The sequence below is a fragment of the Lacisediminihabitans sp. genome, from assembly GCF_043726815.1.
Classification (GTDB): Bacteria; Actinomycetota; Actinomycetes; order Actinomycetales; family Microbacteriaceae; genus Lacisediminihabitans.
The window spans coordinates 1-12,832 of record NZ_JAYSJZ010000050.1 but is presented as its reverse complement, the minus strand read 5'-3'; the positions used below and the strand labels follow the sequence as shown (position 1 = coordinate 12,832).

The 12,832-nt window shown below is 69.1% G+C and carries 13 protein-coding genes; 9 read left to right on the top strand and 4 right to left on the bottom strand.

Features of this window, described 5'->3' with window-relative positions; translation table 11 throughout:
• Positions 1 to 22: 22 nt before the first annotated feature.
• Positions 23 to 835: a sigma-70 family RNA polymerase sigma factor gene (locus ACHZD8_RS05765; RefSeq protein WP_394769207.1), complete on the bottom strand. Its 813-nt coding sequence runs from the start codon at positions 833 to 835 to the stop codon at positions 23 to 25.
• A gap of 440 nt (positions 836 to 1,275) precedes the next feature.
• On the opposite strand from ACHZD8_RS05765, the gene ACHZD8_RS05760 reads away from it, so the two are divergent.
• The 5 genes from ACHZD8_RS05760 to ACHZD8_RS05740 all read left to right on the top strand — a co-directional run bounded on the left by ACHZD8_RS05760 (position 1,276) and on the right by ACHZD8_RS05740 (position 5,181).
• Positions 1,276 to 1,761, top strand: a complete 486-nt coding sequence (locus ACHZD8_RS05760; RefSeq protein ID WP_394769206.1) for a flagellar protein FlgN — start codon at positions 1,276 to 1,278, stop codon at positions 1,759 to 1,761.
• Positions 1,762 to 1,771: 10 nt separating this feature from the next.
• Positions 1,772 to 3,199, top strand: coding sequence for a flagellar hook-associated protein FlgK (flgK, locus tag ACHZD8_RS05755; protein WP_394769205.1), 1,428 nt, complete (start codon positions 1,772 to 1,774; stop codon positions 3,197 to 3,199).
• Positions 3,200 to 3,202: 3 nt separating this feature from the next.
• Positions 3,203 to 4,084 (top strand): flagellar hook-associated protein FlgL, encoded by an 882-nt coding sequence (gene flgL, locus ACHZD8_RS05750; RefSeq protein ID WP_394769204.1) that lies wholly within the window; start codon positions 3,203 to 3,205, stop codon positions 4,082 to 4,084.
• A complete protein-coding gene (gene fliW / locus ACHZD8_RS05745) occupies positions 4,081 to 4,464 on the top strand; it encodes a flagellar assembly protein FliW (protein ID WP_394769203.1) in 384 nt (127 codons plus the stop codon). The genes flgL and fliW overlap by 4 nt, the downstream gene beginning before the upstream one ends.
• A 69-nt stretch (positions 4,465 to 4,533) precedes the next feature.
• On the top strand, positions 4,534 to 5,181 hold the full coding sequence (locus tag ACHZD8_RS05740) for a dienelactone hydrolase family protein (protein ID WP_394769202.1): 648 nt from the start codon (positions 4,534 to 4,536) through the stop codon (positions 5,179 to 5,181).
• Positions 5,182 to 5,187: 6 nt separating this feature from the next.
• Here the strand turns inward: ACHZD8_RS05740 and ACHZD8_RS05735 are convergent, their stop codons facing one another.
• From ACHZD8_RS05735 to ACHZD8_RS05725, 3 genes are read right to left on the bottom strand one after another with little or no spacing between them, the layout of a single operon-like run.
• A complete protein-coding gene (locus tag ACHZD8_RS05735) occupies positions 5,188 to 6,189 on the bottom strand; it encodes a Gfo/Idh/MocA family protein (protein ID WP_394769201.1) in 1,002 nt (333 codons plus the stop codon).
• Positions 6,190 to 6,247: 58 nt separating this feature from the next.
• On the bottom strand, positions 6,248 to 8,098 hold the full coding sequence (locus ACHZD8_RS05730; RefSeq protein ID WP_394769200.1) for a DUF5107 domain-containing protein: 1,851 nt from the start codon (positions 8,096 to 8,098) through the stop codon (positions 6,248 to 6,250).
• The gene (locus ACHZD8_RS05725; protein ID WP_394769199.1) at positions 8,095 to 9,099 is read right to left on the bottom strand and encodes an N-acetylglucosamine kinase; all 1,005 of its coding nucleotides are present in this window, start codon (positions 9,097 to 9,099) and stop codon (positions 8,095 to 8,097) included. The genes ACHZD8_RS05730 and ACHZD8_RS05725 overlap by 4 nt, the downstream gene beginning before the upstream one ends.
• Before the next feature lie 72 nt (positions 9,100 to 9,171).
• On the opposite strand from ACHZD8_RS05725, the gene ACHZD8_RS05720 reads away from it, so the two are divergent.
• The 4 genes from ACHZD8_RS05720 to ACHZD8_RS05705 all read left to right on the top strand — a co-directional run.
• On the top strand, positions 9,172 to 10,146 hold the full coding sequence (locus ACHZD8_RS05720) for a MurR/RpiR family transcriptional regulator (RefSeq protein WP_394769198.1): 975 nt from the start codon (positions 9,172 to 9,174) through the stop codon (positions 10,144 to 10,146).
• A 35-nt stretch (positions 10,147 to 10,181) separates the two neighbouring features.
• The gene (locus ACHZD8_RS05715) at positions 10,182 to 10,949 is read left to right on the top strand and encodes a sugar isomerase domain-containing protein (protein WP_394769197.1); all 768 of its coding nucleotides are present in this window, start codon (positions 10,182 to 10,184) and stop codon (positions 10,947 to 10,949) included.
• Between the two features lie 68 nt (positions 10,950 to 11,017).
• Positions 11,018 to 12,424, top strand: a complete 1,407-nt coding sequence (gene ngcE, locus ACHZD8_RS05710; protein ID WP_394769196.1) for an N-acetylglucosamine/diacetylchitobiose ABC transporter substrate-binding protein — start codon at positions 11,018 to 11,020, stop codon at positions 12,422 to 12,424.
• Positions 12,421 to 12,832, top strand: a 412-nt coding sequence (locus ACHZD8_RS05705) for a carbohydrate ABC transporter permease (RefSeq protein WP_394769195.1), incomplete at its 3' end; no start/stop codon positions are given. The genes ngcE and ACHZD8_RS05705, both read left to right, overlap by 4 nt.

Genomic DNA, 12,832 nt, shown 5'->3' with positions numbered 1-12,832 from the left:
ACCAAATTCTTTTTTTGTCTTTTTAGGACGCCGCCGCGTTGGCCCGCGCGGGGTGCGCGAGGTTCGCCATGCCGGCCATGGCGTTGTTCGCCACTCTGGCCAGGTAGGCGCTGCGGGTGGCCGGCGCGATGCGGGACACGGGCGTGTACTCGGCGCTGGTGTCCGAGTAGTGGGTCTCGAGGCCGTCCTTGAGCACGCGGATCGCCTCTGCACGCTGCTGGGAGACGGCGGAGTGGGTGATGCCGAGCTCGTCGGCGAGCTCCTTCACGGAGCGGTCCTCGAAGTAGATCCCGTTCACGATGTAGCGCATCTTCTCCGGCAGGGCCACGACGGCCGCGCTGAGAAAGCCGAGGCGCTCGGCGGAGAGCAGGGACTCCTCGGGCAGCGCGGTGTCCGCGACGAGGTACTCGGCCGTCGTGTCGTCGAGCGCGGAGACGGTGCGCGAGGCGTCGGCGAGGCCGGCCTCGGCCTCTGCGCGGTCGACGCCCATCGCCGTGGCGATCTCGTCGATGTTCGGAACGCGTCCGAGGGCGGCGGTGAGGGTCTCCTGCACGGCCGTGGTCTCTTTGATGCGGCGACGGGCGCCGCGGGTGGCCCAGTCGCTCGAGCGCATCTCGTCCGCGAAGGCGCCGACGATGCGGCGGCGGGCGAAGGCACCGAACGGAATGCCGAGCTCCGGGTTGAAGGAGTCGGCGGAGGTGATGAGGGCGACGGCGCCGGCCGAGGCCAGGTCGTCCCGAGAGAGGTGCGTCGCCCGTGCCCAGACCTCGGAGACGAGGTACCCGACGAGCGGAAGATTGTCGACAACCAACTGGTTGCGTTCTGTGCGGTTCACGTTGCCTGGCCCCCGTGTGCAAACTGGACGAATACGATTTTCGATCTGCTCGGGTAAGCGCTTGTCGTGCCGATGGAACGTGATGAAGTTCGGGTCTGTCTCGGGTGGATCTCGGGTGGCGAAGCGGTGGAATCGGTGGGCTGTTCGCCTCGATCTGTTGCGACTCTATAGGCGGATGACCCCCCTAAAACCAGTCGTTTCCCTGTTGTTTGCTCGATTATTGCCCCCAGTCCGGGGGCTCGCGTACCCCATTCCGCCGGTTAAGTCCTCCTTGTAGCGGACAGCCTGCCGTGGGTGGTTTTCGGAACGCGCCCACGATCTCGACTAACGCGCGGAGTACCCTTGCCGATAGTTCAACCGTGGAACAGGTGGACACCCGAAGGCGGACAGCGCGAACGGTGCACGCCTCCGTCCACATGATCAACCGGACTTGGAGTGCCATGAGTGTCAATGAACTGTCGGCGTGCCTGTGGCGCGAGCGAGAGCTGCTCGAGCTCCTGACGTTCAAGCTCGAGGAGGAGCAGTTCCTTCTCACCGCCAACAAGACCCGGTGGCTGCAGTACGCGACCCGCGAGGTCGAACAGGTGATGGAGCGGCTCCGTGCCGCCGGCCTCGCCCGCACGGTGGAGGTCGCCTCGGTGGCCGCCGAGTGGGGAGCCGACGAGAACGCCACCCTGCGCGAACTCGTCGATGCGGCACCGGAGGGACCATGGGCCGAAATCCTGGGCTCGCACCTCCAGGCGATGACGGAGCAGACCAACCAGATCCGCGAGCTGCGTGACCTCAACGAGCACTACCTGCGCACCGCCATCCGCTTCGTGCAGGAGGCGCAGTCCGACGGGGTCACCGAGGCGGGCACCTACGACTCGAGCGGAACCTCCGCGGCGCCGACCGGTGCCGCCCGAATCTTCGACCTGAGCCTGTGAGGACCCTCGCGTGAGCACCTTCAGCGGCCTGAACACCGCATACACCGGCCTCTCCGCCGCGCGGCAGGGGCTGTCCGTGGTCGGACAGAACATCACCAACGCCACGACCACGGGATACACCCGCCAGCGGGTGACGACCTCGTCCCTCGGCGCCCTCTCCCAGGTGGGCCGGCTGTCCGGGGGCGTCGTGCGGATCGGCCAGGGTGTCGCGGTGACCGGCGTCGCCCGCCTCGGCGACATCTACCTCGACTCCCAGGTGCGCAACTCCGCCGCGACCTCCGGCAACCTCGCCGTGAAGGCCAACGCGCTGAGCGCCGTCGACGGCTCGCTGCAGGAGCCCGGCGCAAACGGGCTCTCCGCCCAGCTGACCGGCTTCTGGGCGGACTGGCAGGGGATGGCCAACAACGCCGGGAAGCCGGCCCAGGCCGGCGTGCTGATCTCGGATGCCACCGCACTCGCCTCCCACCTCGCGAGCGGCTATCAGGCCGTCGATTCCCAGTGGACGCAGGTGCGAGGGCAGCTGGACGGCATGGCCCGAGAACTCAACGATGCGGGAACCCAGGTCGCGGACCTCAACGCCCGCATCCGGAGCACCCTCGCCACCGGCGGTTCGGTCAACGAACTGCTCGACCAGCGCAACACCCTCACGACGACGATCGCCGCCCTCACCGGCGCGACGGTGCGCGTGCTCCCGGATGGCACGGCCGACGTGCTTATCGGCGGCAACGCCCTCGTCTCCGGTGACACCTTCCAGCCCGTCACGGTCACCGGCAGCAACATCATGGCCGGGGCCGCAGCCACTCCGGTCGCGCTCGCCTGGGCCAACCGCCCCGGAGTACCGGTCGGCGCGGAGTCGGGCGAGATGGCCGGCGCCGTGGCTGTGCTCGCCGCCGCGAACGCGACGGGAACGGGCGGGGCCCTCGCCGAGGCCGCCGCCAGCTACAACACCTTCGCGACCTACCTCGCCACCTCGGTCAATTCCGTGCACTCCGCCGGGGTCACCTCCACCGGGGCGACCGGCCTCGACTTCTTCGCCATAGCGCCCACCGGCCCGGCCGCCCTCGGCCTCTCGGTGCTGGCCACGGGGGTCGGCGACATTGCCACCGCGACGACCGGCTCCGGCGCCCTGGACGGCTCCAACGGTTCCGCAATCGCCGCGCTCGGCAGCGGACCGACCTCCCCGGACTCCGTCTGGTCCAAGTTCGTCACCGGCATCGGCGTGGCCACGAAGTCCGCCGTGCAGCAAGCGACCCTCGCCGAGACCGCGGCAACCTCCGCCTCGGGCGCGCAACTCGCCAACTCCTCGGTCGACATGGACGAGGAGAACGTCAACATGCTGATGTTCCAGAAGGCATACCAGGGTGCCGCTCGCGTGATGACCGCGGTCGACGAGATGCTCGACACCCTCATCAACCGCACCGGAATCGTCGGGAGATAGCCCATGGTCAATCGAGTGACGAGCCAGACGATGATGGCCACCTCCCAGCGCAACCTCCAGTCGAGCGCGGCGCAACTCGCCCGGGTTCAGGCGCTCGCGTCCAGCCAGCAGAAGATCTCCAAGCCCTCAGACGACCCTTCTGGCACCGCGGACTCGCTGCGGGTGCGCGTGGATCAGGCCGCCACGGCCCAGTACGGTCGCAACATAGATGATGGAAACGCGTGGCTCACCACCGTGGACGCCGCCCTCTCCAGCACCACCGACATCCTCCGCCGCGTGCGCGACCTCACCGTGCAGGGCGCGAACGATGGAGCACTCTCGCCGGCGGCCAAGGAGGCCATCGCCAAAGAGCTCGAGGGCCTGAAGACGGACCTGCTCGGCCAGGCAAACACGAAATATGCCGGTCGCACGGTGTTTGCCGGCACCTCGGATGCCGGCGTCGCGTTCGACTCGAGCTACACCTTCACCGGCACGGGCACCCCGGTCACGCGGCGGCTCGACGGGAGCACGACCGTGCGGGTGGACGCCGACGGCGCGGCGGTCTTCGGCACCGGGCCCGGCTCGGTCTTCGCCCTCGTGGACAACATCGTCGCCGACCTGCGCAGCGGCGTGAACGTGGGCCCCCAGCTCGCCACCATCGACACCCACATGAACGCCGCGCTCTCCCAGCAGAGCGCGATCGGCGCCAATCAGGCCCAGGTCAACAAAGCGGAGGCTACCAACTTGCAGCAGTCGAACGCGCTCGAGGCGCAGCGATCGTCGATCGAAGACGTCGACCTGAGCCAGGTGGTCCTCCAGCTCAAGCAGCAGGAAGTCACCTACCAGTCCGCCCTCGCCGTCACTTCACGCACCCTGCAGCCCACGCTGATGGACTTCCTCCGTTGAGCGCCGCACTCACCTTCGTGACGCCGCCACCCGGCCTCGACCCGCTCACCGACTTCACTCTCACCGAGATCGACGGGGCCACGGGCCTGTACTCGCTGCGCGCCACCCAGAACGACGGCATCCGGCTCTTCGTTCTCGACGCCGCCGTCTTCCTACCGGACTACGGCCCGATCCTCTCGGACGAGCACTGCGCGGCCCTCGGGCTGACCACCGCGGAAGACGCCATGGTGCTCGTCGTGGCGAACCCCGGGGACGGCGGAACTCGCCTCAACCTGATGGCACCGATCGTGGTGAACGTGCTCACCGGCGTGAGCGCTCAGGTCATTCTCGACGGCCAGGACTGGTCCCTGCAGGCGGAACTCGCCACGGCCTCCGCCTAGGGTCGGCGCCGCCGAGCCGTCGGCTAGAGTGGCGCAGACGAGACGCGTTCCGCTCTCCGAAGGGCCGGCATGACCGAAATCGTTCCCATCCCCTCGCCCGGCGTGCCGTTCTACTACGGCGAACCCGGCGGCCCGCTCGTGGTGCTGCTGCACGACTGGTACGGGCGCCTGCCCTGGCTCGAAAACTACGCCCGCGGGCTCGAACACCAGGGCTACCGTGTCGTGGTGCCCGACCTCTTCGACGGGGTGGCGACCACCGACGAGGCCACCGCGCAGCAGTTGCTCAACCAACTCGATGTCGCGACGGCGCTCTCGACCATCGACGACATCATCCAGACCGCCCGGGCCGAGGGCAGCCAGCGCGTGGGGGTCGTCGGGTTCTCCGCCGGAGGCTGGCTGGCACTGCTGCACGCCCAGGGCGGATCCGCGGATGCGGTGGTCGCCTACTACGCGACGCTCGGGCCGGCGCAGCACGGCGTGATCCCCTGCCCCGTGCTCCTGCAGTTCGCCGAGTTCGACGAGTGGGACGAGGGCGAGGATCCGGAGAGTTTCATCGGCCGGCTCAAGGACCACGGCACGCCGGTCACGCAGTTCACCTACCTCGGCACGGTGCACTCGTTCGCCAACGCCACGATTCCCGAGAAGGTGAACGTGGCGGCCGCCGCCCTCGCCTTCGCGCGCACCGCGTCGTTCCTCGAGGACCACCTCATCGACTAGCTCCGGTCAGGCGGTGTCGACCAGCACCGGCGATCCGGAGTCCAGCGACCGTTTCGCGGCGAGCGCCACGGCGAGCGCCAGCACGGCGTCCTCGACCGGACAGAATTCGGGCGCTGCACCCGTGCGCACGCACTCCAAAAAGTATTCGGCCTGACTGCGGTACGGGTTGTGCGCGGCGATCGTCCGCTCCTCCGTGCCCGCCGCGGTCTGCACCCGCACGGTGTCCCGGGCGCCCGCAGCCGCGGGGTCCTTCGCGGGGTCGAGCACCCCCGAGAACCGATGGTCGGCCAGTCCGGCGCTGCCCACCACGTCGAGAGACGACGCGAAACTGAATCCCGCCGGCATCCCCATGAAGCCCATCGTGCGGCCCACGCCGCCGCCCAGGTAGTCCACGGTCGCCTCGACAGGGCCGTCCGGTCGCGCCCGGCGCGCCGTCACCGAGAGCGGCCGACCCAGAAACAGATTCAGCTGGTCGAAGTCGTGGATGCTGAAGTCCACGACGATCCCGCCCGACTGCGACTCGTCATGCCACCAGGTCGATGGGCGCGGGGCCGGACTGAACCGGCCGGCGGATACGGCGAGCGCTGCCCCGAGCGTGCCGGCCTCGAACGCTCCCCGGATGGCGCGATAGCCATCGAAGAAGCGCACGACGTGCGCCACCATCAGCACCCCCGGGCTCCGGGCGGCCTCGTCGCGGATGGCCAGCGCCTCGGGGATGGTGAGGGCGATCGGCTTCTCCAGCAGCACGCTCTTGCCGGCCCGCAGGGCCTCGATGGCGATTGCGGCATGGGTCGGGGTGGGAGTACACACCGACACGATCTGCACGTGGGGGTCGCGAAGCACGACGCGCAGGTCCGGTTCGAACCGGGCGCGGGGCGCGAATGGCAGGGGCGGTCCGACTGTCAGAGTGTTGACATAGCCGATGTCGTCGCCCAGGCCGAGCTCGCTCCACGCCCGCGCGTGCGCCCGCGCCATCGCGCCTCGTCCCACGATCGCGATGCCGGTCATCCGGTTCCCTCCTCGGTCATGCTGAACTGGTAGTCGGCGGGAACCGGATCGTGGGGAATCACCCGGAGCCAGAGCTCGGCCATGGCGTTCTCGCCCTCCCGCAGGTCGGCCACCTCGATCCCCTCCCGCAGGATCGCCGCCGCCCCCGCACCGTCGCCGGACAGCGCGAGGGCCTGGGCCCGGAGCAGCCGTAGCCGCCCGCTCGTCGACGGGCCGGTTCCGAGCAGCGCAAGCGCTGCGTCTGCAGAACGGCGGCGAGCGCCGCCGACACGGCCTCGATGAGCTGGGGTGTGTCGTGCGGGGCGAGCGCGCACGCCAGGCGGTAGTGCTCGAGGCCGCCGTCGGTGTCGCCGCCCGTCACCAGAAGTCGCGCGAGTCCGCGGTGGGCGTGCGCGCTCGGTCCGCGCGCCAGGGAGTGCCGGTAGAGCGACTCGGCGTCGGCCGCGTCGCCCGCCGCGTGTCTCATGATCGCGCGATGCAACGAGGCGGCCGCCCCCTCGCCGGTGGCGGCGCAGAGGGCCTCCCAGTCCTCGCCGCGCACGAAGCCGGGGGCGCCGTCGAACCGAGCGCCACCCTCGAGCAGGTCGAGCCACGGCCGCTGCTCGGCGGTGACCGTGTCGGGGGCGAATGGAGTGCCGCTCTCGTCGATCCAGCCCAGGCCGTGTCGCCGCCGGCGCGCCGCCTCCAGGGCTCCCCATCCACTGCCGGCGAGAATGCTCCTCGTCGGGGCGAGGCCCGCCCACGAGCGCGCCGCGGCGTGCGCCGCCTCGAGCGCGGCGGGACTCACGAGATCGGCGACAGCCCGCTCGGTCGAGGCCACGACGGCCGGCCAGTCCGTGCCGCTCACGGTCTGGGGCGAGAGGCACGGATTGCCGTAGGCCTCCAGCCAACTCCAGTCGGCGCCCGCCGGCATCTCGAGGTGCTGGAACTGGGTCTGCGCGAGGCCGGCCTGAACCTCGGCGTAGCGCTCGCCCCGCGGCGACAGCCAACGCTGCCAGCGATCGCCGCCCGGTCCCCGCCCCCAAACGAAGAGCTTCCGCCCGCGGAGCCGCGCCGTGGAGAGCATGGCGAGGCCGTCACCGTGGGCGTCGGGCGCCACGATCCACGGGGCGCGGTGCCGCGGGATGTCGAAGAAGAAATCCCGCGCCCGCGCGTTGTTGGCGGGCCGGCTCCAGTCCGCCGCGCCCGTCGACACGGCCTCCCGGCTGAGCCCGCCCTCGTAGGCGCTCACGAACGCGGAGTCGGCCGGGGCGATCACGCGGGTGTCCTCGCGTTCCGGCACCGCCGCATTCGTCCACCAGTACATCGGCACCGTCACGGCATTCGGGTTCTGCACCCGCACCGCCACGAACAGCACCGCCGAGTCGGGCGGGAGCCAGGCATCCACCTGGAACACGACCTCGCGCAACCGGTCGAACTCCCACATCCGCAGCACCTCCTGCCCGCCGGGCGTGCGAACCACCACGGCATGCAGGGGGCTCGCGGTCGTCGGCGAGTGACCTCGCGTGCCGATGTTCCACTCGATGCCGCCGGCGAACCAGGCATTGCGCAGCCCCAGGTTGGCGAACTGGATGGTGGGCGGCGAGTGCAGCAGGTGGGTGCCACTGCCCTTGTCGAACAGCTCCCAGAGCCGGCCGCCCCATTCGGGCAGGAACACCGCCCTCAGCCGATCGTTCTCGAGCACCACCGTCTTGACGGGGCGTGGAGAGAGCGTGCGGCCGTAGCCGTTCTGCTCCTGGTACGGATAGAGGTTCGTGGGTGTGCCGTAGGTCGAGCCCTCGATGATCTCCCCGGGGATGTCCCCGGTGATGACCCCGGGCGACTCGAGGGGGGCACCCAGCATCGGCATCGAATCCGGCGGGCCGAGATCGGCCACTTCCATCATGCGGGTCTGCACGGAGAGGGTCATCGCGCGACCGCCTCGAGCCGGGCACGGTCGATCTCCCCGGTCAGGTGCCGGTGGAGCCTGGCATCCACCCGGATGCCGAGTCGCCGCAGGGCGAGCACCGCCGCGCCGACCACGCCGTCCGCGACCGGGATCAGCTGGGCATCCCCGGCCGCGGCCCGCAGTCGGTGGGTGAAGATCGCCGGCGCCCGCTCCATGCCGGCCGCCAGCACGCTCCCGCCCAGCACGACCGCGCCGGAGACGTCGGTCTCCACGGCCGCGGCGAGGATGCGGGCTATCCCCTCCGCCCCGGCATCGAGAATCTCGCGGGCCACCGCATCGTCGACGGCCTCGAAGGCGAGCGGGGCGAACCGGGCGAGCTCCACGGGCTGTAGCGCGTACAGCGCACGTTCGAGACGCGTGAGCTCCTCGGCCCGGCCACGGTGTCTGGCCGCGGTGCGTTCGATCCCGGCGGCCTCGAGCAGCAGGCCGGTGAGCGCGGTCTGCCGCCCGATTCCGTCGAGGGCGGCGACCACCGCGCGGGCCACACGGTGCCCGATCCAGAACCCTGATCCCGTGTCGCCCAGAAGCCAGCCGGAACCGCCTCGAACGGTGTGGATGCGCCCGTCGCTCACTCGCGCCGCGATGGCCCCCGTACCGGCGATCACGGCGTAGCCGTGCTCCAGGGCCGTGCCGGAGCAGAAGGTGCCGAGCAGATCCGGTTCGATGGCGACGGTGCCGCCCAGTCCAAGGGCTGCGAAACGCGAGCCCAGCCGGTCGACGAACTCCGGCGTCTCGGCGCCGGCGAGGGCGATCACCACGAGGGAGTCGGCATCCGTTTCTCCTCGGTGCTCGCCCAGGGCGCGTGCCACCGCGAGGCCGAGGGCCTCGACCGCGGCATCGATGCCCACCGCGGTCGGGTTTCCGGCGCCCGCCCGCCCGAAGCCCCGGCAGTCTCCGGACGCCTCGAGCAGCACGGCTCGCGAGGAGGTGCCGCCGGCGTCGACCGCCACAATTTTTCGCATCGTTACTTCTTCGAAATATTTGGGAACTGAGCACACTGTACTGTAAGAATAATTTTCCAGAAGTTGGCCCATATGGAGGTTGTGATTACCATCGAGCAAACGGCCGCCGTCATCGTCGACGGCGAGCACGCCGCCGGAGTGGCGAACCGCATCCTTCTGCGGCGCCCCGAGATGTCGGGCGCGATGGCGAAGATCGCCGACTACCTGCTCGAGTACCCCCAGGCCCCGTTGAAACTCTCGATCGGCGAGTTGGCGAGACAGGCGGGTGCCTCGGCCGCCACGGTCACCCGCTTCTGCCGCCTGATCGGCTACACCGGCTATGCGCCGTTGAAGGTGAGCATCGCGACCGACTTCGGCCGCAGCACCGCTCGCACCTCGTGGAAGACCGACATCGGCCGGGCCTTCGGTCCCCACGACTCGGCCGGCGATGTGCTCAGCACCCTCATCAACGCCCACTCGCGCACGCTGCGCGAGACCGCCTCTGCGATCGACCTCCCGCAGATGAAAATTCTTGCCAAGCGGATCGCCACGAGCCGCCACGTCGACATCTACGGCGTGGGCGGCAGCGCCTTCCTCGCCGAGGAGATGGGGGCGCGGCTCTACCGCATCGGCGTGAGCACCCATGTCTGGTCCGAGGTGCACGCGGGGCTCACGAGTGCAGCCATCCAGGACTCCGGATCGGTCGCCATCGGCATCTCCAACTCCGGGCGCACCGAGGAGACAATTCAGATGCTCCGGGAGGCCGGCCGGTCCGGCGCCCTCACCGTGGCCATCAGCAACAACCCGACCTCGCCCCTCGCCGAGAACGCCAATGTCACCATCGTGACCTCGGTGCACGAGCAGTTCCTGCAGCCGGACGACCTCTCCGCCAAGCACGGGCAGCTGCTCGTCCTCGATCTGCTCTACCTGCTCACCGCCCAGGAGAACTTCGCCCGCACCACCAACAACCTCGCGGCATCCGCCCTCGCGGTCGCCACCCACCGGCGGCCGCGGCGATCCCCGGTGAGCATGCGCCAGGCCCGCGAACCCCACCAGTCGGTCGAATGAGCCCCATGAACGTCGGAACCAACGAAGGAGCCGCAGTGTCAGTCACCGTCAGCCAGTCCGACCTCGACCGGCAGTACCGCCTCGAGGTGCAGTCCAGGATCGAGGCCCTGGCGGCGAGTGCCGAGGCCGGAGGTCTCGACGGCGCCATCGCCCTCTTCGTGTCGGCGATCGAACGCGGCGGAGTGATCCAGGCCTTCGGCACCGGACACTCCGAGGCCTTCGCCATGGAGATCGCCGGCCGGGCCGGCGGACTGATCCCCACCAAGAAGATCGCGCTGCGGGATGTCGTGCTGCACGGCGATATCGAGCCGGGCGCCCTCGCCGGCTCGGAACTCGAGCGCAACCCGGACATCGCCGAGCGGCTCTACGCGATCGCGGGCGCGGGGCCGGACGACGTCTTCGTCATCGCCTCGAACTCGGGGGTGAACGGGTCCATCGTGGGCCTGGCCATCGAGGCGAAGAAGCACGGGCATCCGGTGGTCGCGGTCACGAGCCTCGATCACACCATGCGGGTCGACCCCAAGCACCCGAGCGGCAAGCGCCTGAGCGACGTGGCGGATGTCGTGATCGACAACCTCGCGCCGTTCGGCGACGCGACGCTCGAGCTCGCCGGCGGCATCCCGGTCGGGGCGGTGTCGTCCATCACCGCCGCCTACATCGCCCAGCTCCTGACCATCGGAACCGCCCGGCTGATCGCGGAACACGGGACCACGCCCCCGCTCTACATCTCGGCGAACATCCCGGGCGGGGACGAGCACAACAAGGCGCTCGAACTCCAGTACAACATCACTCGCTTCGCCTGACTCAGACCCACCCCCGCAGCACCCTCATACCGAATACCCGCCACACCAAGAATGGAAGGTAGTACAGAATGTCGATCACAGAAAAGCCACTCCAGCGGCGTCAGTTCCTCCGCGGCGCACTCCTGGCCGCCGTGTTCATCCCCGCCACCGGAATGCTCGCCTCGTGCGTGGGCGGCGGCGGCTCCACGACCGCCCCGGGCGGCACCGTCTCGGCGAAGAACCCGTTCGGCATGGCCGACAAGTCCACCGTGGACGCCGTCATCTTCAAGGGCGGCTACGGCATCGACTACGCCACCTTCGCCGGCAAGATCGTGGAGAAGACCCAGGTCGGCTCCACCGTCAAGGTGACGGCGGCCACCAACATCGCGCAGACGCTCCAGCCTCGATTCGTCGGCGGCAATCCGCCGGACGTGATCGACAACAGCGGTGCCAACCTCATCGGTATCAACACCATCCGCGCCCAGCTCGAGGACCTCACCCCGGTGATCGAGGCGAAGAACCTCGAGGGCAAGGTGATCAAGGACACCCTGTACGCCGGAGTCATCGAACCTGGCACCTTCGACGGCAAGTTCGTGCAGCTCAACTACGTGCTCACCGTCTACGCCATGTGGTACTCCGCCTCGCTGTTCGAGACCAACGGCTGGACCGTCCCAACCACCTACGACGAGGCCCTCGCCCTCGGCGCGAAGGCCAAGGCCCAGGGCAAGTACCTGTTCGGCTGGGGCAAGGAAGCAGCCACCTACTACCAGACGATGGCCATCGCCTCCGCGATCAAGGAGGGCGGCGACGAGGTGCGGCTCGCCCTCGAGAACCTCAAGGAGGGCTGCTGGTCCCTCAAGCCGATTCAGGATGTCTTCACGGGACTCAAGAAGATCATCGACGCCGGCTACATGCAGCCCGGCGGCGCCGGCACCCAGTTCACCGCGGCCCAGGCCCAGTGGAGCAACGATGAGAAGTTCATCCTGTACCCGTCCGGCGGCTGGATCGAGAACGAGATGAAGACGCAGACCAAGGCGGGCTTCAAGATGACCGGGGCTCCGGAACTCACCGTCACCACGGGCTCCAAGCTTCCGCAGAAGGCTCTCCACTCGACGGCCGGCGAGGGCTACATCGTGCCGTCACAGGGCAAGAACGTGGCCGGAGGCAAGGAGTTCCTGCGCGCGATGCTCTCGCACGACGCCGCGGTCAACTTCGCCAAGACGACGTTCTCGTCGACCATCGTCAAGGGCACCATCCCGGCGGACGGCTTCGGCTCGACCGCTCTCGTCTCGCAGGTGAAGCTGCTCGAGGGCGCGGGCAGCGATGTCTTCTCCTGGAACTTCGTGGACCTCTACGGGCTCAACACCGACCAGCTCGTGGTCTGGAACACGTTCCTGCAGGGCGACTCGTCGGTGGCGCAGCTCACCTCCGGCCTGCAGTCCATCAGCGACAAGGTGCGCAACGACAGCTCGGTGAAGAAGGTCACGGTCACATGACCGCAGTCGTTCCTCCCACTGCAGCGCCGGCCGGCAGAGTCTCTGCCGGCCGGCGCTGGCGCCGTCGTGACCTGACCTTCGACAAGATCAGCTTCATGCTGGTCTTCCTCGTGTTGCCGGTGGTCGGATACGTGCTCTTCGTCGTGTGGCCCTTCATCCAGGCGTTCTACTACTCACTCACCGACTGGTCGGGATTCACCCCGGGCATGAACTTCATCGGCTTTGTCAACTACGGGAAGATCCTCAGCGACAACATCTTCCTCACGGCCATGCGCAACAGCGTCACGCTGCTGTTCGTGCTGCCTGTCGTCACCCTTGTGATCAGCCTCGTCTTCGCGACCCTCGTCACCATCGGCGGACCGAGCCAGGGACCGATCCGCGGGCTGCGCAACTCGAGCCTCTACCGGG